Below are 25,120 nucleotides of genomic sequence, written 5' to 3' on the forward strand. Positions count from 1 at the left end.
CACGCGCATGATAGCTCCTCCTCTCTACTGATTCTCTTTTCGTTTGCGACTGGTCGCCCACTGGCTTGTTCCGATCAGCAGCAGGGAGATCAGTACGATGGTTGTGGAGATCGCACTACCAAAACCATATCGATATGTTGTAAAGGTTGAATTGTACATATACGTTGCAAGCAGTTCCGTCGCATGTGCCGGACCACCCTTGGTCATGATGTAGACCAGATCGAATGATTTCAGACTACCCGAAATACATAGAATGATTGCAACCTGAACTGTACCCCAGATTATGGGCAAAGAGACCGATACCAGTTTCCGGATTCCTGAAGCACCGTCTATTTTGGCAGCATCATGAATCTCGCCTGGAATATTCTGTAGTGCCGAGATAAAGATAATCAGATACAACCCGACAAAGCTCCAGAGCAGCGGCGGTACCAATGAGAAAATGGCAATCTTGTCATCGGAAAGCCATTGCAGCTTCCAACTTTCCAGCCCCAGAGCGTCCAGCAGAAAGTTCAATATCCCGATCTGCGGATGATAGATATACTGCCAGATCATACCGATAACTACAGTGGATAACACCATCGGCAGAAATACGGCTGAGCGCAGAAACCGCTGTAATGGATTACTTTTGTGTAATATGACCGCCAACATCAACGCTAACGGAATTTGTCCAAACACAGATGCCAACACAAAAATAACGTTATTTTTCAGTGCCCGCCAAAACACAGGATCATGCCAGATCTCCACGTAATTATCCACACCAATATATTTGGATGCGCCAATGCCGGACCAGTTGAAGAAACCGTAGTATGCCGACCACACGACCGGTACAAATACAAACAATGCATAAATGATGACTGCCGGGGCCAGCCCCAGCATAATAAAACGCCGACTGCGCAGTGCGTTCATCTGTTCACTTCCCCTCCATAAATACCTTTACCAAATTGCAACTGACTATCCCATCCATACTTAAAACCCCTCCCCTGCCGGGAAGGGGTTTTAACGAATCGTTACTGACTAACTGCATTGGCTTGAGCCGCCTGAATTTTGGCTGCGATCTCTTCGGCCTTGCCGCCCATAAGCAACTCTTGCAACGCATTGTTAATAACCTCAACCGTTGCCGATCCCAGCTTGGAATCGTATACTGGCGTAATCTTCACTTCCTGCATCAGATCATATAATTCTACGAACAATGGATGTGCTTTGGTTTTGTCCAGATCAATCTTGTAACTCACCAATGTGCTGCTATCCAATGTGGCCTTCTGACCATCAGGTCCTGCCAGCGCGTAGAACAGCTCCATCGCTGCCTCTTTTTGCGCACCGCTCAGCTTTTTACTTACACCCAACCCGGTTCCTACAACACCGGATGTTGTTCTTGGTTCACCCTGACCTCCGTCCACTGGAGGAAGAATCGTAATATGTGTGTTGTTCAACACCTCTTCAGGTGCATTGTTCACCAGATTAGCCAAGGCCCATCCGCCGTTCATGACCATCGCTGCCTTACCTTGGAAATAAAGCTGCATCATCTGTGTCTCGTCGATACTATTGAATCCATCTTGGAATGCTTTGGTGTTGCCAAGCTCCTGCATCTTGTTCAAGGCTTCAATAAATTGTGGATCGGTAAAGCTTGCACCCTCTTGTGCTGCCGCTTTCAGGAACCAGTCTGTGCCGGTAATCCGATCAGCCAGTGTACTGAATATCGTTGATTGAGCTACCCAGTTGGCCTTGTTGCCAAGTGCCATGGGAATGACTTTATTTTGATTAAAAGTAGCAATCGCTTGTTCCAGTTCCGCCCATGTCTCAGGCACTTTTACGTTGTACTGCTTGAAAAGAGCTTCATTATAATAAATGAAGGAACTCGGCGCCAGATTCATGGGCACGGAGTAGATATTCCCGTCTACGGTGTATCCGTCCAATGCATTCGGGATAAAGTTATCTTCCCACTCCGGCTTTGCGTCCAGCTCTGCATTAATGGGCTGTAACAGATCCCCTTTTACAAATTCCTTAGTCATAGCATCCGGCCACATCACGAACAGGTCTGGCATCTCGTTGGCAGCTGCCACCGTGCGAAGCCGTGTTTTGAGACCATCTGTTGGCAAGCCTTCATCCACAACTTCAATATCTGGATGCGCAGCGCGAAAATCTTCAATAATTTGGCGCATCGCAACCGCCTTTGCATCCTGTCCGGTCCAGTTGTGCCAGAGAGTGACGGTTACTTTGTCATTGCCGCTGCCTCCTTCTGAAGTGTCCCCACCAGCACAGCCAGCAAGAATAATGGAGAACAATGCTATTACCAGGAAACCCGAAAGCCATTTTTTCAACATCTCTATATTCCCCCTCGGCGATTTGAATACACTTATTGTAAATGGTAACGCTATCATACCGTAAGGTGACGATCCACGGATGCAGGGGTGAAAAATATCGGTTCCCCTGTTTGGAACTTACTTTGCTGACTTATTTGTTCATAACAACTAAAAAGAGCCCTCACAATGAGAGCTCTTTCTTGTTGCAGCCGTCGGCAGCTTCACCCCAGGCTATATATAATGAATAAGTGCTAAATCGTATTAAATATGGATTGCGTATTATTGGATACTGTTTTTCACCAGATCTGCAAAAGCTTCGGACCCTTGCGTAGTGAGATGTACGCCATCTTTTTCAAAATATTCGTCATGTCCCTCACTTGCACTGTTCCAGTCAATCAACGAGACATTGCTGTATTTGGATGCTGCCTCATTCAACGCCCTGTTCACCGTTCGTTCCCACGGACGAGGTACTCGCACAGTAACCAGATATACCCGATCCTCATCCTTCAGATAATCAAGCACAGCATTCAAGTTTTTGGAGTTAAAGGAACCATTCGTCCCGAGCTCCAGCACCACCTTGCTGCCCATTTGGTTGTTTCGCTTCAGACCTTCCAATACATCACCAGCCTGCCACATCTGACGACCGACATGTCCGTCCACGTACACACCAGATATACTTTGCTCCAGATACGGTTTTGCATCCAAAATCACCGAATCTCCAATGACGGTATAATGAATCTTGCCATCCTGGGCAGGAGGCGCTGTTTCTTCATTGTCCTGAGATGAATCAGGTGCATCATCCGTATGATCTGTATCATCGGATTGATTCGCTCCAGCGTCATCCGATGTATCATTCTCGTTAGTCACGGAGTCATCAGCCGGCTTATCTTCAGACTGACCATCCTTGCCAGGATTCACTGAATTGTCTTGGTCACCAGGTTTCGAGTCTGGAGCAGACTCTCCTGTTGGCTTCTCATTTTTCCCCAGATCATCTTTTGTTCCTGCTTCCGGTTTATGGGTATGAGCATCGTTCTTTTGCCCAGAGCCTGACGTCGCTGTAATAGCTGGCAACACATCCTGCCCCTGTTCCTCTGCTACGGAATTCTCTCCATTCAATGTGTTGGACATCGATACCGAATGGGAGTCGGAGTTCGCTGCATGGGAGACCATCATCTGAGATACCGTATAGGACAACAGCAGAATTGTCATCAACAGACCTGCACGCTTCCACCATACGTTACGTATACCGATCGATGACCGTCCTCTTCCCCATAATCGGGACCAAGAATCACGGAATCCATTGTACCGAATCGGATTTTCAATATATTTAAGGGACAATGAGGCCAGCACAACCGTTGCAGCAACCTGTAAAATGATTCGTACAGGATGTGCTCCTCCCGTATCCACCGCGGGATTGGTTAAAATAATAACAGGATAATGCCACAGATATAATCCGTAGGATCGCTCTCCGATCCAGCGTAATGGCTTCTCGCCAATGATACGTGCCAGGAAAGACGATGGGTGAGCCAACACCGCTACCAGCAACGTTGTTGCTATAGCCTGAAGCACCATGCCCCCTTGATACAGAAACGGATCATATTCACTGCTGTTCAGCATCATGTAGATTAATAAAGCGAGCGCAGCAAGTCCCGACACATCGAGCACAAGCCGATTCATGCCAGACAGAGAGTTCGACAGCTTGCGACTAGGCCACACCACGGCAAGAGCAGCACCAGCAAGCAGTGCAAATGCCCGCGTGTCTGTTCCATAATATACACGGCTCGGGTCCAAATCGGGATTATACATGATGGCCATTGCGCCAGCAGATAATTCAGCTGCGACAACAATGAAGACGACCAGCCATCCCTTTCTTTTGAACACTACGATTGCTGCGATCAGTAGAAGAGGCCATATAAGATAAAATTGCTCTTCCACAGCCAGTGACCAGAAATGTCCAAACGGTGATGGAGGGCCAAAACTTTCGAAATAGGAAACGTTGTGAAAGATATACCACCAATTGCTTATGTATAATACACCCGAAACGATATCACCACGAAGCGCAGCGAGCCGCGATGGGTCTGTACAGGCCAACCAGATCATCACCACAGCTGTCATGGTCAGCATGCCTGGAAGCAGACGCCTTACCCGTCTCACCCAGAAATCACCGAGAGAAATGCGTCCATGTTCCTGCCACTGTGACACGAGAATATCTGTAATCAAATATCCTGAGAGAACAAAGAATATCCCTACACCGAGCAGTCCGCCCGGAATAAAATCCAAATTCAGATGATACGCGATTACTGCAAGTACAGCGATGGCTCGCAAGCCGTCAAGTCCGTTCATATGTCTCTTACGATTTAACGATTGTGACATGCATGCCCCTCCTTGTTACTGTGAGTCAACAACATCGGTGTTGGGGGCATAAAGGAACTCCTGATCGTTCTGGTTGTCATTAACATACGTATTGCACCTTCCATCTTTCATTTACAACATAAAGAAGACGTATTGTCTGTCCATTAAGTTTTAATTATTACAATATTCCTAATATTAATTCGTGAGTTCACGTTTAGCATTATACGCCCGAAATAAGCCTCATACTTTACAGCAATAGTTACAAACGATTAAATCGATGTAACCTTTCCTGCCAGCTCATATAGCTGTAAAATCATACTCTAATTTTGTCGTTAAATATAGTGTTTTTCATCGAGTGGCTAAAATTACCTGTCCCGCTTGCGCAAACCAGCATACCCACGCACACATCGATTGAAACAATTGAATTCATAAGACGGATTGTAATATGAAGTGCGACACCTACTGGAAATAAATAAAAAAGGGCCCATGGCCGGATTCGTGTAGAATGAAAGTTCTCACACCCCATTCACACAAGGAGAATCCACCATGAGCTACACACATCTTAGCATAATCGAACGCAGCAAGCTAGAAATCCTCCACCAGCAAGGCAAAAGTTCACGCGCAATTGGAAAAGAACTGAGCAGACACCCTTCGACCATTTGCCGTGAATTAGAGCGTACCGCTTCATCCGAAGCCTACGAAGCGGAAACAGCCCAACATGCTTATCATGAACGTCGTAAAGCCTCGATATCCAACGGTAAATGGTCCGATACACTGGCTGCTTCGCTTGAGGAAAAACTCGACGCCACATGGTCTCCTGAACAAATCACGGAACGTTTCCGCGTCGAGGGTCTGCCGGTGGTCTCCTTTAAAACCATCTATCGCTGGATCTACGCAGGACGTCTGGTTCAAGGCACATTACAAGTCTTACGTCACAAAGGGAAGCGTCAAAAGCCCGCAGAAACCCGCGGTAAATTCGCCATAGGCAGAACCATTTCAGAACGTCCGAAAGAGGTCCGTTTTCGTAAGACGTTTGGACACTGGGAACTGGATACCGTCGTATCGGGTCGAGGAAAAAGTAAAGGCTGTGTGGCCACACTCATTGAACGTAAAACGCGTCTGTATACCGCGATTCTCATGCCAGATCGTACCGCATTGTCCATGGGATCGCGCTTGGTGTAGCCATCTCACAGTACCCCACAGGGACGTTCCTCACGACTACAGCTGACCGGGGCAAGGAGTTTGCTTGCTATGCCAACCTGGAAACGACCCATGGTCTGCATGTTTATTTTGCTGATCCGTATTCATCGTGGCAACGCGGATCCAACGAAAATGGGAATGGGTTACTTCGAGAGTTCCACCCCAAGGGTACCGATTTCGCTCAAGTGGAGGATGAAGATCTCGTCCACTCCCTGGATTTAATCAATAACAGACCCCGAAAATGCTTGGGGTGGAAAACCGCTCACGAATCTTTCACAGAGGAACTGTCGCACTTGACTTGACAAACCGTCATAACAAAAGGCTGCCGACTTGCTCAGCAGCCAATATCCATTATAAACCTATGTCAGACCGGATTGAAAGTTTTGCTCATAATTGCTTCTTCTTGCCTAGGACCCTAGAGGTGGAACGGGTGAATCTTTTCTTCTGTCCTCGCATCTATAATCCGGTATGCTGAACGCCCTGTGTACATTGGGATTTGCAACTTCTCCAGATCAACCATTCCATTCTCCAGAAAGTACTTCTGATCCTGATATCGCTGCAACACTTCGCCTGCAATCCATTCATGGTCACCATATGTCGTAATCTCCATAACCTTGCACTCATAAGCAAAATAAGCGTCTGTCAAAATGGGTACACTTACCTTGATTCCTTCCTCATATGGAATGCCGAATCTTGTGAATTTATCCGTATTTCTTCCACTGAACGTTCCTGCAGCTTGAATCCACTCCGATCGATGACCTGGCAGGAAATGAACACCGAATACGCCACTCTTCTCAATGAGTTCATAGGAGTATGTTTCCTTACGAAGGGAGATGCCATATACGCCTGGTGATGATCCGATGTATGTATGCCATCCGGACGCCATCACATTCTGAACTCCCTCATGACGTGAAGTCACCACCGCTACCATTCCAGGATAAGAATAAAATATGGGTTCTTCTATCGGCTGACGCATCTAATCCCCTCTCTTCTTCGTTATAAAGACAACTTTAATTATAAAGGAAAGAAACAGGTTGAAAAAGCATTTTGCAGAGGATTTCGCTATAAGCGACACATTCAGTATCATGTTATAATGAGATGGATCAATTTCTAAAAATACGATACTGGGAATGTGATAGGATATGGTCAAATCAGTCAAATATACCTCCTAAGTGAAGGCATTATTCAAATTTAGGAGGTTATAACTTATGTTTAATCCAATCGTGTTAGATCAGTGGGATCGAAAGCCATACTTTGACCACTACTTGAATCAGGTCAGATGTACCTACAGCATAACTGCTAATCTGGATATCACTCTATTGATCAACGAACTGAAGCTTAAAGGATTGAAGTTCTATCCGGCTCTTATTCATATGATCTCTACGGTCGTCAATGCACACAGGGAATTTCGAACTTGTTTTGACGCCGAGGGGAGATTGGGCTACTGGCACGAAATGTCTCCGAGTTATACGATTTTTCATGAGGACAACAAAAGTTTCTCAACCATCTGGACAGCATTCCATGAAGATTTCGTGACGTTCCACAATCGTTATCTGAAAGATATGAAGAATTACAAGGATCTCAAACAATTTGTTGTCAAACCCAATGAACCACCAAATACATTTCCCGTTTCCAGTATTCCCTGGGTGAACTTTACGGGATTTAATCTGAATATCTACAATGAGGGAACCTACTTGTTGCCTATTTTCACGATGGGAAAATATCTTCAACAAAACGATAAAGTATATCTTCCCTTATCCGTTCAGTTACACCACGCCGTGTGCGACGGCTACCATGCTGGCGTTTTATTTAATGAATTGCAATCACTTGCAGATCGATGCCATGATTGGTGTTAATCAGCTAAATGACGAAAAAGGCATTTCCTGACTTCATGATGGAGTCAGGAGTGCCTTTTCTTTTTCTCTTTTTTTCAAATGCTTTTTAATTGCACTTACTGTACCCACAGTTGCTGCATGTTTTGCATCCTTCCACATTCATCAGGGATGCCGAGCCGCATGAAGGACATAAATCTCTCGATTCGATAAAGGTTTTCTGTTCCTCCACTTTTGGATATGGGCTCTGTACATGACTTTCCAATGCTTTGGCGACTGCATCAGCAATCGATTCCACCCTGTTAGCTCCGAAACCAATCGCTCCTGAACCGCCGATTCCCTTGAGATGTTTGATCAACAATTCAACCTTGTGCCCGTGATCTCCGTATCGAAGAAACAGAGAACATACTCGACCGAGTGCCTCAGCCATCGCGAACACGTCCGATCCCGCTTTGCCCACGTTCAGGAAGATTTCTCCCGGCGTTCCCTCCAGATCATTGATCGTAATGTAAGCCATCCCGAATGGCGTATTGATTTTGTATGTTGCACCACGCAGTACCTGAGGGCGGCTTCTATATTGTTTATCCAGCACTGTAGTAGAGGAAGAGACTTCAAAAGAAGTATGGGTTTCAACATCAACCTCGCTACTTAAAGCTTCAACACCTGCCTGCCCTTGCTTCTCTTCAGCTTCCGCCGTGTTCTCATTTTCGGCCTTGTTCTCTTCCTTCTTCGACGTGGACAACACCTGCACATCCCTGCTGCCATCGCGGTATATCGTCACTCCCTTGCAGCCAAGGTCGAAGGCCAGTTCGTACAGCTCAGCCGTATCCTCCACTGTAAAATCAGCCGGACAGTTGGCCGTCTTCGAGATTGAGCTATCCACCCATTGCTGAATCGCAGCCTGCACCCGGATGTGATTCTCAGCCGACAGATCCATCGCTGTCACATAATAGTCTGGTAAAGCTTCACCCGGATGTTCATCCAGCCAATCTTGTGCAATCGGTACGAACTGTTCATCATAACCCAGACGGCTTTGACGGAAATACTTGAAGGCGAAATACGGCTCAATACCTGTTGATGTGCCCACCATCGTACCTGTACTTCCCGTTGGCGCTTGTGTGATCAGTGTGACATTTCGAATGCCCTGTTTACGAATGGCCTCTCCCACTTCAGGGTACGTCGCAACCATGTTTTTCATGAATCCACTCTGTAAATACGGTTCAGCTTCAAAAGCTGGGAAAGCTCCCTTCTCTGCTGCAATCTCTGCCGATGCCAGATAGGCCTCCTTCGCCATGAATCCATACAGTTTATCCAGAAAAACAAGAGATTCAGGACTGCCGTATCGAATACGCAGCTTAATCATCAGCTCTGCCAGTCCCATCGTGCCAAGCCCAACCCGGCGTTCACGCTGCTGATTCAGTCTATTTTCCTCAAAATGATATGGTGTTGCATCGATGACATTGTCCAAAAATCTAGCCGAGATGCGGGTGGTTTCCGCCAACTCATCCCATGCCACATCATGATTTGTTTCATCATAGAATTTGGACAGATTGATCGCTGACAGATTACATACACCCCAGCCAGGTAGGCCTTGTTCCCCGCACGGATTAGTACAGATGATCGGATTAAAGTACCAGCTGTTGGACATCTGGTTATAATACTCCATGAATACCACACCAGGCTCTGCCGATTTCCAGGCTGATTCAATAATGGTATGCCAGATTTCGCGAGCCTTCAGCGTACGATAGTGCACCACCGAATGACCTGCGGCTTTCCATTGCTGCATATCCCCGTTCCACTCGGTATCATAGTCTGGATCGTTCGTATCGGGGAAAACCAAATCCCAATCTCCGTCCTGCTTGACAGCCTCCATAAATGCGTTGCTCACACATACAGACAGATTGGCATTGGTCACCTGCCCCATCGTTTGTTTCACGGTAATAAAATCAAGCACATCCGGATGCCAGTCATTCATCATGAGCATGAGCGCACCCCGGCGGCTTCCGCCCTGTTCAATCAGTCCAGTCGTATAACTGAACAATCCGCCCCACGATACGGAACCGCTGGATGATCCGTTGACACCTTTCACCACCGCTCGGCGAGGACGCAAAGAGGACAAATTAATGCCAACGCCTCCCCCACGTGCCATAATCTCCGTCATCTCGGTCAAGGTTCTCATGATGCCACCCCGACTGTCTTGCGGAGACGGAATGACATAACAATTGAAGAGTGTCAACTCATCGCTTGCCCCCGCACCCGCAGCAATGCGGCCTCCGGGTACTAACTTCCAATCTTCCAACACGGAGCGGAACTTGGACTCCCACGTTGCCCGCTGATCGGCTGTGGATTCGACAGAAGCCATCGCTTTGGCAAGACGGTCCCACATCTCTTCCGGTGTTTTTTCTATGTTGAGTGTCAGTTTCTCCACATTTGTCTCAATCATCTCTCCGCTTCGAGTCCTTACCTGTACAAGCTGCCCCTGACGTTCTATGATTTCGCCCACTTCCTTAGTTGGGAACTTGGGATCATCCTTCGTTAATATCAATACAACATCTCCGACCTTGGCATGATTCGAATCAGCGTCCTTCCAGGCGTATCGGTCCAGAAATATTTTTTCGCTGAGTCCTTCTAATTGGTACGATCGTTGGTTTGATTTCATCGCTACGTTCAACCTCCCCGGAATAAAGGTACATTTTCACTATACGAATAAAATATGATGAAACACCACATATAGTGATATGAATTCAGTATAATACACCATATATTGATTATCCATATGACTTTTATCACAGACCTTATTTTTATAGACTCCCCTGCTCGAACAAACTTCTTGCAAATAAACTGTAGTTCACATTGGTTCAACTAAACTTTTTACACAAGAACGGAGAGGACAGAAATAACCTGAAGAAGCGAAGCGTTCGCCTTTATCCCCGGATTTCCCCCTCCAGAAAAGGGAATCAAAGAAATCTGGGGATAACAGCGATCGGAAGGTTATTCTGTCATCGGAGTGACAAGTGTAAATATTCCTTATTTGAACCCACATAGTTATGAACTGACTCTCATTCGTCCATACTATTACCTACGAATAAAACGTCATCACGTATGGCAGGGGAGGAAGCACCATGAACCGGAAAAACCCGCACCACACGAATCAACCTGTAGCCGAACTGCCCGTTCCGTTGGAATTTGATCGGGACTGGATCAATCAGTTGGAATCACGACTGGATAAAGGAGGCCCTTGGGGGGATTACCGACTCTTTCAACTCGGCATTCAAGCGGAAGAAACAAATCTGATTCCCAATTTTGACGAAATCCAGTGTTTGAAGCATCTACAGGGCCTTACTCCGCTCCCTCACCAGATGGACACTGCACGCAGAGTATTATTTGAAATGTCAGGCCGGGCCATTCTCGCCGATGAGGTGGGTCTTGGCAAAACCATTGAAGCCGGTCTCATTCTGAAAGAATATATGGTTCGGGGTCTCGTATCCAAAGTACTCATCCTCGTGCCGGCCTCTCTTGTACTGCAATGGGTACGGGAGTTGAATTCGAAATTCGGCATCCCTGCCATTGCCCAGAAAAAGGCCTATTCCTGGCAGAATGAAGTGGTTGTTGCTTCCATGGATACAGCCAAACGTGACCCGCATAAAGATATGCTGCTGAATACTGATTACGACATGATCATTATTGACGAGGCCCATAAGCTGAAAAACAAGAAAACAACCAACTATCAATTCATGCTGAAATTGCGCAAAAAATACTGCCTGCTGCTTACAGCTACACCTGTGCAGAACGATATGAGCGAGTTGTTCAATCTGATCAACCTGCTGAAGCCGGGTCAGTTGGGTCGTCAGGGTGACTTTGCGGCCAACTTTGTCGTAGACAAGCGGGTTCCGAAAAATCAGGAGCAGCTCAAGAACGAGTTGTCCAAAGTCATGATTCGTAACCGCCGCGGCGAAGGCCCCGTTCAATTTACCAAACGGAACGTATCCAATGTGAATCTGCAACTGTCGCCCGAAGAACAGGCGCTATACGATGGCGTGACTTCCTTTGTTAAAGACCAGTACCAGGAAGCTGGCGGCAACCTCAGTAGTATGCTCTCCCTTGTCACATTGCAACGGGAAGTGTGCAGCAGTCGGGATGCTGTATTCGTGACACTGGTTAATCTGTCGAAAAAACTTCCGCTGGACTCTCCTCTTCGGGACAAGATTTGGGAACTCGTTGCTCATATCAAAGCGATCAAGGAGAATACCAAAGCAGAGAAAACGATGGAACTGGTTAAGAACATGAATGAAAAAGTGATCATCTTCACTGAATACCGGGCCACGCAGGAGTATCTGCTGAACTATTTCCGCAACAACGGACTTACGGCGGTACCCTATCGGGGTGGTATGAATCGAGGCAAAAAAGACTGGATGATGGATCTCTTCCGCGGGCGTGTACAGGCCATGATTGCAACCGAAGCGGGTGGTGAGGGCATTAATCTGCAATTTTGTCACCATATGATCAACTTTGATCTGCCTTGGAACCCTATGCGGGTAGAGCAGCGGATCGGTCGGGTACACCGGCTGGGACAGCAAAATGACGTGAACATCTTCAATTTATCTACGACGGGAACCATTGAGGAACATATTCTGAGTCTGCTGCATGAGAAGATCAATATGTTCGAGATGGTGATCGGCGGGCTGGATGTCATTCTGGAACGGCTGGAGAAAAAGGAGTCTATTGAGAAAAGTTTGTACAAAATCATATTGGAATCACAAACTGATGAAGATATTCGCCGCAAAATGGATTCACTTGGACAATCGCTGAACTCTATTCAACGTGAGGTTTCAGATGAAGGGCCTGCCGTATCCGGGTTGTTAGATCTTCGCAAAGGAGGTAGCTAACTCATGACCATGTCTCCCCATGAAGTGCAGGCTTATGTTCTCACCTATCTGGAAACACTTGATTGTCAGATTATGGAGCGTTCCCCTGCCCATGTTACAGTCAAACTCTCGCCTGAGGCGGACAAAGCGTTGACCAATCGCCCCTATTATTGGGGGTTCGTGGAACGAACCGGAGCACCCGCTGAGACGATGTCCTTTACATTTATATTTGATCCTGACAGTTATCAGCAGGCCATTGAAGCAGCAGAAGCCAAAGCTGCGCAAGCATCACCTCCTGTTGTACCTAACCCTGATGGAACGAATGGCGTAACCAACGGCAGTCCTCAAGGCGATCCACCAAAAGAAACTATTCTAGGCCGTTACTTCGGAATTACGCCATCGTTGCCACAGCTGGGGCCAGGACGAATATTGCGTGAAGAAGTGGTGTACGGCAGTCGCAGACTCCAGCAGATTTTCGGCGCTGCCTGTGAAGGCGGTGCCTTCGTGAACCTGTTCGAACAGGCTGCCAAACGGCAATTGCGGGCTACAGCGCCAGCCGTATATGAGCCTTGGCTTGGTGTCTGTTTCAAGGTGGAATTCGCCTGTGATTTGAAACGGGAGGAATTGCATTTTCTCGGCATCTCCCTTCGCTCGGGTGAAATTATAGAAAAATTCGGCACTAAGCTGAACCGACGTGATCTTAGTCCGAGACTTGCGGAGAACATGCATGTACAGACAGCTAAAGTTTCGTTATTTGATGCCGGAGCTGCTTTGGAATCTCATTTGACGAACCGCTTGCTGGAACTCGATTATAGCTGGGCAGAGAAAGCCCAAGAGCGGCTTGATCTGGAGCTGGATGTGTTGGATACCTACTATGAAGCGGTACTCCGAGAAGATACGCCTGAGGTAGAATCAACCGGCAACTTAGCTGCAGACACAGAGATGGTTCATTCTAATCGCACGTCATCGCCATCGGCACCACTGAAACCCGTTCTGGATATAACTAACGCTAAACCCATTGGCGCAGATGTAGAACTGGCGGCAGAGGCCGCAGTACCGATCGACTCCGAGACAGATGCCGAAGAAGAGAAAGCAAAACAGGCGGTAATCGATCGTGAAGCTATGAAACTGCAGTATGAGACACGCCGGACCGAGATGATCTGGCAATATGAACCCAAAGTGAAAGTGACTGCCATTAGCAGCGGCATGTTTCACTTAAGATAGACGAAGACACTACTTTTCCTGCAAATGCTGGCAAAAGTAGTGTTTATTCATGATTAGCCGCCCGACAGGTTGCAGCAACCTTCGCATAGCCTGTCCCCTAGAATGAAATTAGGACGCTCTCAGGTAACGGATAAATGAAAAGTAGGTGTAAATTTGAAACGATTCTTTCATATGTGTTGGAACAACGCTCGGAAAACAACCTGTATGACCTTGGGCTTGCTCAGTTGTCTTGCCCTGTTCTCTTTTTGGTCAATAGCCAATGCTGAAGAACAAACAAAATCTTCACTATCTCTCGCATCTTCCACAGAATATAGTCCCGAACATCGTACATTTCAGAATGACAAGTTAGCTCCCGCTGCTGTGCAACGGTTTGCAGAACTACAAGCTGTTGCACTTGGCACGGCTAACACCGAAGCACATTGGAACAATGCCGACCTGAACTTCTACCCTCTGGGGCCGGGTACACATAGCTGGCTGGTGCAAGCTGCATTTGATGGTAAACCAATTGGATATATGATTATTACGGCCACAGAGCAGGGTCAGCTGCTACTTAGTGAATATGGTCAAGGAGAACAGTCACCATACAACAATGAACTTCTTGGACAAGCGCTGGATCGACAACATGTGAACCTTGAGGCGTTACTTGCTGGCGGAGGAGAGCTGCATCTTGGTTATGCTCTTCCCCTGCTGGCTTATTGGAAAGTGGAACAACCTAACCATCCTGCACTTTATATGGATGCTACGAACGGAGATGTACTACCGTCAGAGTTCCTGAACCTGCTGGAGGCTGATTCCAAACAGTTCTCTGCCATCATAACTGATTTATCCACAACGCCATCTTTATCAGTCGATCCACTTCATCTGCGACCCGTCTTCAATCCGGCTGACAATCTGTTGTGGATTACCTCCAAGCCTGTTGCTGCCGACCAGGCACAAGATGTGATACAACACGGGGAAAATCAAGAGATTGTTTTCTCAGCGGATGATCGTAACGTCGTATACGGTGGACCTCTACCCGTTAGCGGTTATCAGCTATGGCATGCAGATCAGGAAGCAGAGTCCATTCTATATGTAGCGCTAGGTGGAAAATCATCCATTCAACGCTTTGTTCCTTTGAGCACATTACAACAAGACGGTCAGTTTTACATCTTGAAGCCTTGACCATCAGCTAACTCTACAGATCATTCAGATTCAGATAACGTTAAAACAATAAACATCCACAACAAATAAGACGCCTTCCCATGTATTAAAGGGATTGCGTCTTTTGGTTTTACATTAGTGAAATAGGTAAGCGATCGTTACCCTTTGCCCGATGAACTTCGTTTATGAGACTGTGTATCGAATTCTTTTTCCTTTTTCCCCACCCACAGGGATACAGCGAAAGGGATCATACCAAACCACTTCATCGCCCACGGCTCTTTCCTTTTGGTGCGATCTTTCCGCTCATCCTTCGGCGTATCGATATAATGAACAACACGCTGCGTAATGTATTTTACCAATTCATCACTTTTGGCCATAACAACTGCCTCCTTCGCTCCTGCACATTCGCGGAGCTTACGATAGTACTATTGTGTGCAAGATGTGTAATGGTTAAACATTTTTTTATTGAAAGGGGTATGAAAAAACTCAGAATGCACAGTCTAATGCCAAAGGTATCCAAACAGTCATTAATCTGCATTCGATACCTATTTCATGAAGGAGTGTGTATCCCATGTATAAGCTGCTGACCGCTTCGGTAGCCTTGCTAATCAGCTTCAATTGCCTTCCCATGCTGCCCCATGTCCCTTATGGAAAAGCAGCCCCGTCCCAGAACAGTCCATCCATGCTGCCGGTGACCGATGGAGATGCTTATCGCTCAAGTCATCATGCATTTGCAGCACCGGTTATCCTGCTCGATGTAGGTCATGGCGGTATTGACGGTGGTACGTCAGCCCAAGGTGTTCTGGAAAAAGATATCAACCTCGCCATTAGCCAAAAGGTTTATCTCCTGCTTCGCAGCAAAGGTTATGCCGTTATCATCAATCGACTTGGCGATTATGCACTTAGTGATGATAACCGCTGGCTGAACAGCCGCTCCCGACATACGAGGGATCTTGCCCAACGTAAGAGCCTTAGCGAAGAAGTAAGTACAGATATCGTGGTCAGCATCCATGCGAACTGGAGTCCCCGATCAGGTGCACATGGCCCGGTGGTACTACACCAGAAGGAAGGCAGGAGTTATTTGCTGGCCCAATCCATTCAAGACGCCATGAACAAGTTGTTCGGAACGGAGCACGGCGTCGTATGGGGCAAGCCCTTTTATTTATTAAATTACGTGAAGCAACCTGCCGTCATCGTCGAAACCGGATTTTTGAGCAATGCCGAAGATCGAGCCAGAATGAGTGATCCCTCTGAGCAAAAACGAATCGCCCAATCTATTGCCAACGGCATTATTTATTATCTGTCGGTAGTGTAGGCGCAGCACGCCAGTTCCACACATCTCGAACCAGATCACCAATTCCTACAAATTGAACCTGATTTTGCAAACGGGAGACGGATTCACGAATCACTGCGGATGTGTTCATCCCCGAATGACCGACATGACCAATGACAACACAGATATCCTTGTCGATCGCACGCTGAGCTGCCAGATCCAATTGCTTGCGAATGTGTTGCTTGGAGTTTTGATCATCCAGGAAAATGTCATTACCTACAGGTGGCATATTTTTGGATATGGCCAGTTCCCCCACTACGGTGCGAAAGTTCGTACGGCTGTCTACAAAGAAAAGGCCTCTCTCCTTGCATACATCGAGCACAATTGACATGATGCGTTTGTCCGAAGTAATTTTGGAACCCATATGATTGTTCATGCCAATCGCGTGGGGCACATCATCAATCGCTTTCTCCACGCGTGAGCGGACTTCTTCATCGGTTAGATTGGATGTGATTGCACCCGGGCCCAGCCATTCAGGTCGTCCTTTCTTGGGTTCCATGGGCATGTGCACAATCACATCCATCCCTTTTTCATGCGCAGCTATCGCATCTTTCTTCGTTGTTGGCAAAAAAGGCATGACCGCTACCGTCAGTTTGACTGGCATCGCCAGGATCTCTGCCGTACCCTTCATGTCATTACCAACATCATCGATGATAATCGCTAAGCGTTTGTGATTCGCTGATGTGGACTCTGAAGCTGCCGGCTCAGCAAAAGCTGTTGCTGCTGTTCCTACAGAAAACATGTTTACAACACAAAAGATTATAAGCCATCGACATCCTGAACCTAATACATAGCTGCGGCCCATTTTTTTTCGAATCATAGATACTGCCCCCTTATTAACTTGGTGTTCTCATTGTTTGATTCAGACGGAACTTATATGTAAACAAGCGCTTTCCCAATTCATTCTAAAACAGCTGCAATACAAAAAAAGCCTGCAACCATGCAGACTTTACACGTACAGACTTTATGATTTTAGTTCACAGATACAGGAAGGGTTCTTTGGCATCAATAAAATGTACCGGGATATTACCCACCAGCGGCTGCAGCCATTCTGTCATATGTTTCATACCCCACTCTTCGCTTCGTTCATGACCAATCACCAGCATTGCCTTGTTCATTCCGAGCATTGTTGCATCGTTCACATATGCACAGAGCGTCCATTCTGTGATTTCACCACAGATCATAACATCAAGCTGTTGTTCCCTCATCAATTCCATCGGCATGGATTCTTTGCCTAATCCCAGACTCCCCCCTCCAACCAGAATGCCAATCCGAGAACAGGTCATGTCAGGTCGTCCCACAACTTGCAGGACATCCATCTTTAGCTTTTGCTTCAACATTTTAGCCAGATCACTCAGTTGCTTCGGTTCAATCTCATATATCCATGGATGAGGGTAGTCCACCTGTTTTGACTCCCAGCCAAGCTCCCGAAGCAGTCCTGTATAGATTCGATCCGGCTGAGCCATATGCATATAGTCATGATATCTCCAGATGGATATGCCGTAATCCTCAATACGTTTGCGCTTGGCTTTATACACAGGATCTTGCTCTATCCAATCCAACTGATCCGCCCCGGTATAAAAGGTAGGCTCATGTGTAATAATCAGATTGGCTCCTGCTTTATGGGCTTGACGAATGACATCAACGGTTGCCATATATGTCGTGACAATGCCTGTGACGACACTATCCTCTTTTCCAGTGACCAGTACATCCCCGGTTGTTACCAACCTTTGATCCCCGCAGGAATCTTGCATGACGATCTCTATCACTTGCTGAACATTCATGATTGTTCCTCCTTTTTTTAACTTTTATGATCCAGCAATTAACCTTTCACTGCGCCAACAATGATCCCTTTTGTCAGGTATTTCTGCAGGAAAGGGAAAACGACCAGAATGGGCAGGATACCGATGATTGCCATGGCCATACGAACCGCTGTACTTGGCAGCTCGACTGCATTCGCTCCCAGCATGGTGCTTGCCTGACTCGATTTCAGAAATTGGATGTTATTCATTAAACGAATCAGCATGTTCTGTATCCCGTAATATTGTGGCTTTGTAATAAAATAAAGCGCATTGATCCAGTCATTCCAATAGGCCAGACCCATAAATAGTCCGACGGTTGCCAGTACGGGCACGGACAAAGGCAGCATCATCCGATAGAAAATGCGGATTTCGGAGGCGCCATCGATCTGTGCAGATTCTATCAACTCAACAGGCACATTGTTTTTATAGAAATTTCGGATCAGCAGCACATAGAATCCGTTGGTGAGCAGATTGGGCACAATGAGTGCTGCCAGCGTATCTTTGATCTGAAAGTATTTGGTCCACAGAATGTAGGACGGTACAATTCCTCCGCTGAATAACATGGTGAAGAATACGATAAATGCCAGCAGATTGCGATATTTGAAATCTTGGCGAGACATCGGATAAGCCAGCATACTCGTAATTAACAGTCCCAAGGCTGTTCCAAGTGTCGTGACGAGAAAGGATATACCGTATGCCCGGACAAAGGTTGAAGCGGAAAACCACATATATGCATACGCATCCAGACTCAGTTTCTCTGGAAAGAAGCTGTATCCGTTTCGAATTAACGAAGTTTCATCGGTAAATGACGCCATGAGGATCAGAATAAACGGCAGAAATGCAAGCAACGTAAATATTCCCATGGCGATAATGGAAAACACATGAAATGTGCGTTCACCTTTGGTTTGTATCACAGTGCTTCCCCCTAAAATAGTGCGTTCTCAGGATTAACTTTTTTGACAATCGTATTCGCAACCATGACCAGAATGAATCCAACGATGGATTGGTACAACCCAGCAGCGGCTGACATGCCGATATCATTCACTTGCATCAGTGCCCGGTACACGTACGTATCAATCGTCTGCGTAGTGCTGTATAAAGCCCCTGCATTCATCGGCACCTGATAGAACAAGCCAAAATCGGAGTTAAAGATTCGTCCAATGGACATTAGTCCAAGAATGATAATGGTTGGTTTCAGCAAAGGTAGCGTAATCATGCGAATCTGCTTGAGCTTGCCTGCACCATCGATTTTCGCAGCTTCGTATATGCTCTTGTCAATACCGGATATAAAGGCAATATACACAATGGAGCCGTACCCTGCCGTTTTCCACAATTGAATGAACACCAGCAAATAGGGCCAATACTTGGCTTCCGAATACCAGTTGATCTCGGGAATGCCGAGTGGTTTCAAGATGGAATTATTGATGAACCCGCTGTCAGCATTCAGGAACGCATATACGATGTAAGACAGGACAACCATCGAGATGAGATTGGGCAAGACAAGTCCCGACTGGAACAGCTTGGACCAACCATTCTTCAACAAGTCCGACATCAGAATGGCGATAACAATGGACAACAGGGTGCCGAGTACGATAAAAGCGATATTGTATAACAATGTGTTACGTGTCATGATCCAGGCATCGCTGGTCTGAAACAGGAACTTGAAATTGTCGAGCCCTACCCAGTCACTCCCGAATAGGCCTTTGGCATAATTCACATCCTTGAAAGCAATAAAGATGCCCGCCATCGGCAGATAGTTGTTAATCAGGAAATATAACAGACCAGGGGCAGCCAGCAGCAGTAACGGGAGCGTTTTTCTAAGCCCTCCGGATTTGGTTTTCACAGTCATTGCTCCATTCTCCTCCTTAATGATGAGCGGGTACACTTTACACCCTGCACACCGCTCATCATTGAACGTTAGTGCACATTTTATTTTTGCTCGGCAATCCACTGATCCAGCTGTTTTTGTTTACTTGCGATAATATCGTCAGCACCCGCATCATTCAATGCTTTCACGAATTGGGGAATCGTCGTATCCGGATCAAGCACACCCGTTACCAATGCAGGCAGATATTGATTGACCACGTTGGTGACCGCACTCATCTGCGTCTTCACTTCACTCGGGTCAAAGATAAAACCGAAATAAGGGGATCTCTCCGTCTCCTTGTTCTCCTGGAGCTTCAGCTCAACATCAGACCAATTCACACCTTCAAGCTGATATTGCAGCGATTCCGAACCTACGATGCCTGTACTCAGCATGGCTGTATAAGGCACACTGGAGGCATCCATGCCATCAGGGAATTTCACGTGATGCTCATCCACCTTGACATAGTCCTCCCCTTCAATGCCGTACAATATGGTATTGATCAGTTGCTGATCTGTATAGAGCAGATTCAAAAATTTGACCGAACCCTCAGGAACTTTAGTTGTACTGGATACCATCCAGCTCACAAGGTTAACTGCACTCGTATCGAAATAGTAAGGTACCAAACGTTTCATTTCCAGGTTTTTTCCCGTCTGTGCGCTTAGCGCCTTGGCTGCCTCCATCCCACTGTATCCGCCGAGGAAGGAAAATCCGCGTCCGGAGGCAATCGTATCCGAGAAGCCAATTGAAGTCGTCGCAGCATCCTTTTCAAGGAAGCCCTGATCAAACCAATTACGCATCATTTTTGCACCATTCTTGAACTCATCCGTATCATAGAAATTCCGTACCTTGCCATCATCACCTACAACCACGCCAATGCCGGTCGTATCTGACAAAAAGTCAATCTTGTGCAGCCCTTTCAGTGCATGAACCAAATTGGTGTCACTTGGATTTACATTAACTGGTCCAAAGGGAATGACATCCTGATTCTTTTGTTTAACCGCTTCAAAGATATCCGGCAGACCATCCAAAGAGGTGAGATCATCCGCTGTATAACCTGCATCCTTCAGCATGTCGGCATTGTAGACGATATTGGTTGGCAGCGACATGCCTTTATTTACCGGAATGCCGTAGACATGTCCATTCATCGTTGTAGCATCGAGCAGATTCGGACCAAAATCCTGCTCCAAAATCTGAGTCAATTCCTTACCATACTCCGGCAGCAATTCATCGAGCGGATATAGCTGGTTTTTTGACACGTAATTCGTGAATTGCCCCAACGTCGTGAAGACATCCATTTGCTCACCACTTTGCAAGGCAAGATTGACTTTCTGAGCATAATCAGCCGGACCGTATAGTCTGAAATCGACCTCCACCCCAATTTTTGGAACGGTAATTGCATTGATGGCATCTGTAACCTTGCTGATATCATCCGGAATGCGATTGAAGGAAGGCATCGCGAACACCACCTTGTCCACCTTTTTCGAATCCGCACCTTCTCCAGCAGTTGAAGACGATGTATCTTCACCGCAACCTGCCAGCAGTGAACCGCACAACACCAGTGACAGCAGGGAACCCCATATTCTCTTTGTTTTTGTCATCTTGCTTCAGACCTCCTCATGTCGAACTTGTATTCGTTTTCATTTTATAAAATGTAAGAGGATACGGCTTTAACAAAAACGGACTGTTTTTTCATTAATACGGTTTCATGCACCTGACAGCAGGTACAACAAAAACCCTGCTCCTGATGAAGCAGAGTCTCCGGAGATCATCGCCATGCAACGGCTTGTACTCAACCTTTCTTCTGCACATGACGATGCCTGGACCTGAACGCATTTGGAGTTTCGCCTGCAAGCTTTTTGAATACGGTGGAAAAGTAGGAGATGTTCTCATACCCGGTCTCCATGGCAATCTGTCCGATACTTAAACGGCTGTCTATTAACATATGCTTGGCGGCTTCAATCCGGTAATCATTGAGGTATTCCTTCATGGTCCGTCCTGTCTCCTGTTTAAATACTTTGGCTAGGTAATCCGGCGTCAGAAATACGCTGGCAGCGACATCTTCGCGGTTCAGGTCCTTGCTGTAATTCTCGTGAATGTAACGCCTTGCCTTGTCTGCAATTCCTTCGGAACGCTGGGTTTCCTTAATGGTCTCAATCGTGCGCTCTGTGATCAGATATGCCCACTTCATAAAGTCAAAAATGCTGTGCTCCGACTTAAGATACAGTTGCTGTGCAAGCGAGTCAATGAAAAGCTGATGGGCCTGCACATTATGCTTGGCCAATATGGCATACACGACCTGAAGAAAATCTTCACGGATGACATGCAGCATTTCAGCATCCAGTTGATTTTTGGCAACGAGCTGCTCCAGATCCTTTTTCAGCCTATTCACGATCTGAGCCTTCTCCCGCTCAACAAACAGGCTTGTATAACGCTGGGTATCCAGATCAAATCTTTCCCTGCGCTCATGCGGAAACACAGCATTCTGCCAATGCACCTTGCCTCTGAACATGACGTTTGAGCTGTCCATACGCTCAAGCTCGGCCTTCACTTGAGCAAGTCCCTCAATGTGCTCAGGCTCGCTGATATAACAGGTACCCACACATTTTAAATACTCATTCATCAGTTGAATCAGACGTTTCCCCCGCTCTTCAAGCAGTGCCTGATCTCCATTACGCTCATCCAGCACCACAGCAACATAGAGCATATTGTTTTTCTGATAGGATACTACTCTGTCATAATGGAGACGTAATAAGATGATTTCCGAACTGAGATTGGCAAATGCATAACGAAACGTACTTTCATTCCATCGCTGATCGATCTCTGACAAAAATACACTGACTAGCAGCAATACATAGGACTGTTCCGTCTCAATCGTCAATGCCCGTTTGTGAATCTCCCCCTGAATCAGATCCAGTCGCGGTGAGATGGTGGCCATCAAGATGTCGGTCCAGAAACTGGTCTCAACGAGTCCCTTATTCTTCAACCAGGCCATGCCGAATTTCTGATATTCTCCCAGTTGCCTTCTCCACTTCAATCCACCCACCGCCTTCGACACAGCCGCTTCAAGCTTCGCCTGATTCAAAGGCTTCAGCAGATAGGAGTCAGCGTTATAAGATATCGCTGTTGAGGCAAAGTCAAAACTTTCGTGACACGTAAAAAAAATAAACGCACAGTCATATCCCTGCTCTCTGACCCACTGGATCATCTCGATTCCCGAACCGCGCGGCATCTCAATATCACATAGGACCAGATCAGGAATGCCTGCTGCAAACAGCATTTGGGCATCTTGAACACAGTGGGCCCGGGACACTTCCGAGAAACCATATTCTCCCCAAGGGATAATGTCTGTTAATACTTGAACTGTAGGAACATCATCATCAATAAGCATACATTTCATTATGCTCCCCCTCTTTCGGATCTGCTGACAGGAATCAATTCGGAGAAGACGGGTATCCGGATGTCAATCTTGGCACCGGAGGATTCCGCGTTAGAGAGCAACATCAAATCATCCTGTTTGTACAGCAAGTGTAATGTTTTCCGAATGGTTGCGATACCCACATGTTCGCCTTCCCGCCCCTCAAGTGTACCCTCTTGAAATCCCTGAAGCCATGCGGTCGGGAACCCGTCTCCATTGTCTTCAATCACGATATGAACGTAAGTTTCGCCTTCAATCATCTCCATATTCACTCGAATAAAAATGGATAACAGCTCCCCATATGTCAGCGCATGCTTGAAACAGTTCTCTACAAACGTCTGAATTAATAGCTGCGGGATACGAACAAGACCAGCTCTTGGTTCCAGATCCGTCATATAAAAAATTTGATCAGGATATCGAATTTCCTGCATTCGAATATAGTTTTCAACATGTCTCATCTCTTCATCGATACTAACAAGCATCAGCTCTGCCTTGAACATATACCGAAGATGCCTGGATAACATCTGGATCATCTGCCTGATCTCTTCATTCCTGTTCTGATACGTAAGGCTGGATATGGTCGATATGGCATTCAGATAGAAGTGTGGTCTGATCTGCATCTGTAACACTTTCAGCTCCGCCCGGCTTTTTTCAATGCGTTCTTCATAGGATTGAATCTTCAGACGAGTAATCTCATGTACCATCGACTGAAAAGCGTGGAACAGCTTCATAAATTCAAGTGAGTATTCTCTGGAAGGTGGCGGGAAGGACGGCTTTCCTTTCTCCACCTCTTTTGCAGACCGGACAAGCTCGAGAATAGGACGCAACATCTCTTTGGCGATAAATCTCATGACGAGTGGCACCACAATAATGGAGGTTGCTCCAAGAACAATGATTAGCCATTGAATAAGCTTTAAGCCGGAGAATATGCTTTGTTTTGCAACCATATGGGTTATTTCACCAAACTCGGCAATCGGCTTGCTTACAAAAAGATATCGTTTGCCCAGTTGCTGTTCTGCGGTTTGCAAACGATCCTTCGTTGTGATTACCTCGGTGTTGGTCGTTGTCAGAATGCTTCCGTCCTGACCAGTCAGCACAAATGAACTGGCAGGTTCTCCTTCGCTGCTGGTCAGGGAAAACAAACTACTCGCTTGAACATAGGTCCCAAAGCTAACATCCTCGTACGTAATAAACTTGAACAAATAGAACGTTCCATGCACACTTATAATGCTCCACTGTACTTCCTGATCCCCGGACAGTTTCAGCGCTTGCCAGTTCTGTTGCTTCAAAAAATCGAATAAAGCCACCTTATCCGAAGAATGAATTCGGTTGCCAAACAGTGTCAAGAGCCTTTCGTCACGTGCAATCTGAATAAACATGCCATCACTGGCGTAGTTGTTGGACATTTTGGACTTGAGCGCGTTCATTAAACGCATCTCCTTGAAGTAATCTCCTTCTCCAGAGTGTATGTATTGAGTCGAATAATCACGGGCAAAATCGGCTTGATTCTCAAAGACTTCCATCAGATCCTTGGCATAAATATCCAGATTATTGTGAATGGATTCGGTATAAATGGCCAGTGTGTGCTCCGAGTTGCTGACAATTTGTTTCTGTACAATCTGAAGCGAATAGATGTTACTCAAGAGAAGTGCCGCAAAGAGAATGACCAGAATAACAGTGATCTGGGTGTACAATCGAACTACGATGCTCCTGCTCCTCGATAAACGTCTTCCCTTCATGGCTTTCCCTCTTCTCTTGTTTTATCGCATAATTCACACAGCCCCTGAACC

General features: G+C 46.5%; 18 protein-coding genes and 1 pseudogene. 6 read left to right on the plus strand and 13 right to left on the minus strand.

Annotated features, from left to right (window positions below):
* Positions 1–24: 24 nt before the first annotated feature.
* The 3 genes from D829_RS0112925 to D829_RS0112935 form a co-directional block, all read right to left on the minus strand.
* Positions 25–906 carry a sugar ABC transporter permease gene (locus D829_RS0112925; RefSeq protein WP_017689321.1) on the minus strand — a complete coding sequence of 294 codons (882 nt, stop codon included), beginning with the start codon at positions 904–906 and terminating at the stop codon, positions 25–27.
* A gap of 101 nt (positions 907–1,007) precedes the next feature.
* Complete coding sequence (locus tag D829_RS0112930; RefSeq protein ID WP_017689322.1) at positions 1,008–2,321, minus strand: extracellular solute-binding protein; 1,314 nt, start codon at positions 2,319–2,321, stop codon at positions 1,008–1,010.
* Positions 2,322–2,579: 258 nt separating this feature from the next.
* On the minus strand, positions 2,580–4,673 hold the full coding sequence (locus tag D829_RS0112935) for an acyltransferase family protein (protein ID WP_017689323.1): 2,094 nt from the start codon (positions 4,671–4,673) through the stop codon (positions 2,580–2,582).
* Between the two features lie 525 nt (positions 4,674–5,198).
* Between D829_RS0112935 and D829_RS30970 the strand changes: the two are divergent.
* Positions 5,199–6,154, plus strand: a pseudogene (locus tag D829_RS30970) (IS30 family transposase).
* A 113-nt stretch (positions 6,155–6,267) separates the two neighbouring features.
* Here D829_RS30970 and D829_RS0112945 read toward each other — a convergent pair.
* Positions 6,268–6,828: a flavin reductase family protein gene (locus tag D829_RS0112945; protein ID WP_017689324.1), complete on the minus strand. Its 561-nt coding sequence runs from the start codon at positions 6,826–6,828 to the stop codon at positions 6,268–6,270.
* Between the two features lie 232 nt (positions 6,829–7,060).
* Here D829_RS0112945 and catA point away from each other — a divergent pair, with 232 nt between their 5' ends.
* Positions 7,061–7,708, plus strand: a complete 648-nt coding sequence (gene catA / locus D829_RS0112955; RefSeq protein ID WP_017689326.1) for a type A chloramphenicol O-acetyltransferase — start codon at positions 7,061–7,063, stop codon at positions 7,706–7,708.
* Positions 7,709–7,793: 85 nt separating this feature from the next.
* Here the strand turns inward: catA and D829_RS0112960 are convergent, their stop codons facing one another.
* Complete coding sequence (locus D829_RS0112960) at positions 7,794–10,343, minus strand: adenosylcobalamin-dependent ribonucleoside-diphosphate reductase (RefSeq protein ID WP_017689327.1); 2,550 nt, start codon at positions 10,341–10,343, stop codon at positions 7,794–7,796.
* 463 nt (positions 10,344–10,806) lie between these two features.
* Here D829_RS0112960 and D829_RS30975 point away from each other — a divergent pair, with 463 nt between their 5' ends.
* From D829_RS30975 to D829_RS0112975, 3 genes are all read left to right on the plus strand, one after another.
* Positions 10,807–12,570 carry an SNF2-related protein gene (locus D829_RS30975; RefSeq protein WP_017689328.1) on the plus strand — a complete coding sequence of 588 codons (1,764 nt, stop codon included), beginning with the start codon at positions 10,807–10,809 and terminating at the stop codon, positions 12,568–12,570.
* A gap of 3 nt (positions 12,571–12,573) precedes the next feature.
* Positions 12,574–13,773: a YqhG family protein gene (locus D829_RS30980; protein ID WP_017689329.1), complete on the plus strand. Its 1,200-nt coding sequence runs from the start codon at positions 12,574–12,576 to the stop codon at positions 13,771–13,773.
* A 204-nt stretch (positions 13,774–13,977) separates the two neighbouring features.
* Entirely contained in the window at positions 13,978–14,934 is a 957-nt protein-coding gene (locus D829_RS0112975) for a hypothetical protein (RefSeq protein WP_017689330.1), read from the plus strand.
* A 137-nt stretch (positions 14,935–15,071) separates the two neighbouring features.
* Here D829_RS0112975 and D829_RS0112980 read toward each other — a convergent pair whose 3' ends face one another.
* On the minus strand, positions 15,072–15,290 hold the full coding sequence (locus D829_RS0112980) for a YqzE family protein (RefSeq protein WP_017689331.1): 219 nt from the start codon (positions 15,288–15,290) through the stop codon (positions 15,072–15,074).
* Positions 15,291–15,484: 194 nt separating this feature from the next.
* Between D829_RS0112980 and D829_RS0112985 the strand changes: the two genes are divergently transcribed.
* Positions 15,485–16,228: an N-acetylmuramoyl-L-alanine amidase gene (locus D829_RS0112985; RefSeq protein WP_017689332.1), complete on the plus strand. Its 744-nt coding sequence runs from the start codon at positions 15,485–15,487 to the stop codon at positions 16,226–16,228.
* Here the strand turns inward: D829_RS0112985 and D829_RS0112990 are convergent.
* From D829_RS0112990 to D829_RS0113020, 7 genes are all read right to left on the minus strand, one after another.
* The gene (locus D829_RS0112990; RefSeq protein WP_017689333.1) at positions 16,203–17,066 is read right to left on the minus strand and encodes a divergent polysaccharide deacetylase family protein; all 864 of its coding nucleotides are present in this window, start codon (positions 17,064–17,066) and stop codon (positions 16,203–16,205) included. The genes D829_RS0112985 and D829_RS0112990 overlap by 26 nt on opposite strands.
* Positions 17,067–17,223: 157 nt before the next feature.
* Positions 17,224–18,030 carry a Nif3-like dinuclear metal center hexameric protein gene (locus D829_RS0112995; RefSeq protein ID WP_017689334.1) on the minus strand — a complete coding sequence of 269 codons (807 nt, stop codon included), beginning with the start codon at positions 18,028–18,030 and terminating at the stop codon, positions 17,224–17,226.
* A 38-nt stretch (positions 18,031–18,068) separates the two neighbouring features.
* Positions 18,069–18,962 carry a carbohydrate ABC transporter permease gene (locus D829_RS0113000; RefSeq protein ID WP_017689335.1) on the minus strand — a complete coding sequence of 298 codons (894 nt, stop codon included), beginning with the start codon at positions 18,960–18,962 and terminating at the stop codon, positions 18,069–18,071.
* 11 nt (positions 18,963–18,973) lie between these two features.
* A complete protein-coding gene (locus D829_RS0113005) occupies positions 18,974–19,897 on the minus strand; it encodes an ABC transporter permease subunit (RefSeq protein WP_017689336.1) in 924 nt (307 codons plus the stop codon).
* An 80-nt stretch (positions 19,898–19,977) separates the two neighbouring features.
* Complete coding sequence (locus D829_RS0113010; RefSeq protein WP_017689337.1) at positions 19,978–21,513, minus strand: ABC transporter substrate-binding protein; 1,536 nt, start codon at positions 21,511–21,513, stop codon at positions 19,978–19,980.
* 191 nt (positions 21,514–21,704) lie between these two features.
* Positions 21,705–23,312: a helix-turn-helix domain-containing protein gene (locus D829_RS0113015; RefSeq protein WP_017689338.1), complete on the minus strand. Its 1,608-nt coding sequence runs from the start codon at positions 23,310–23,312 to the stop codon at positions 21,705–21,707.
* A complete protein-coding gene (locus D829_RS0113020) occupies positions 23,312–25,069 on the minus strand; it encodes a histidine kinase (RefSeq protein WP_036660897.1) in 1,758 nt (585 codons plus the stop codon). The genes D829_RS0113015 and D829_RS0113020 overlap by 1 nt, the downstream gene beginning before the upstream one ends.
* Positions 25,070–25,120 lie beyond the last annotated feature (51 nt).

It is taken from the genome of Paenibacillus sp. PAMC 26794, from assembly GCF_000316035.1.
Lineage (GTDB): Bacteria > Bacillota > Bacilli > Paenibacillales > Paenibacillaceae > Paenibacillus.

Bases quoted from the DNA above. Each gene is read 5' to 3' on its own strand.
- D829_RS0112925 (WP_017689321.1), bottom strand. From the start codon at position 906: ATGAACGCACTGCGCAGTCGGCGTTTTATTATGCTGGGGCTGGCCCCG.
- D829_RS0112930 (WP_017689322.1), bottom strand. From the start codon at position 2,321: ATGTTGAAAAAATGGCTTTCGGGTTTCCTGGTAATAGCATTGTTCTCC.
- D829_RS0112935 (WP_017689323.1), bottom strand. From the start codon at position 4,673: ATGTCACAATCGTTAAATCGTAAGAGACATATGAACGGACTTGACGGC.
- D829_RS0112945 (WP_017689324.1), bottom strand. From the start codon at position 6,828: ATGCGTCAGCCGATAGAAGAACCCATATTTTATTCTTATCCTGGAATG.
- catA (WP_017689326.1), top strand. From the start codon at position 7,061: ATGTTTAATCCAATCGTGTTAGATCAGTGGGATCGAAAGCCATACTTT.
- D829_RS0112960 (WP_017689327.1), bottom strand. From the start codon at position 10,343: ATGAAATCAAACCAACGATCGTACCAATTAGAAGGACTCAGCGAAAAA.
- D829_RS30975 (WP_017689328.1), top strand. From the start codon at position 10,807: ATGAACCGGAAAAACCCGCACCACACGAATCAACCTGTAGCCGAACTG.
- D829_RS30980 (WP_017689329.1), top strand. From the start codon at position 12,574: ATGACCATGTCTCCCCATGAAGTGCAGGCTTATGTTCTCACCTATCTG.
- D829_RS0112975 (WP_017689330.1), top strand. From the start codon at position 13,978: ATGACCTTGGGCTTGCTCAGTTGTCTTGCCCTGTTCTCTTTTTGGTCA.
- D829_RS0112980 (WP_017689331.1), bottom strand. From the start codon at position 15,290: ATGGCCAAAAGTGATGAATTGGTAAAATACATTACGCAGCGTGTTGTT.
- D829_RS0112985 (WP_017689332.1), top strand. From the start codon at position 15,485: ATGTATAAGCTGCTGACCGCTTCGGTAGCCTTGCTAATCAGCTTCAAT.
- D829_RS0112990 (WP_017689333.1), bottom strand. From the start codon at position 17,066: ATGATTCGAAAAAAAATGGGCCGCAGCTATGTATTAGGTTCAGGATGT.
- D829_RS0112995 (WP_017689334.1), bottom strand. From the start codon at position 18,030: ATGAATGTTCAGCAAGTGATAGAGATCGTCATGCAAGATTCCTGCGGG.
- D829_RS0113005 (WP_017689336.1), bottom strand. From the start codon at position 19,897: ATGACTGTGAAAACCAAATCCGGAGGGCTTAGAAAAACGCTCCCGTTA.
- D829_RS0113010 (WP_017689337.1), bottom strand. From the start codon at position 21,513: ATGACAAAAACAAAGAGAATATGGGGTTCCCTGCTGTCACTGGTGTTG.
- D829_RS0113015 (WP_017689338.1), bottom strand. From the start codon at position 23,312: ATGAAATGTATGCTTATTGATGATGATGTTCCTACAGTTCAAGTATTA.
- D829_RS0113020 (WP_036660897.1), bottom strand. From the start codon at position 25,069: ATGAAGGGAAGACGTTTATCGAGGAGCAGGAGCATCGTAGTTCGATTG.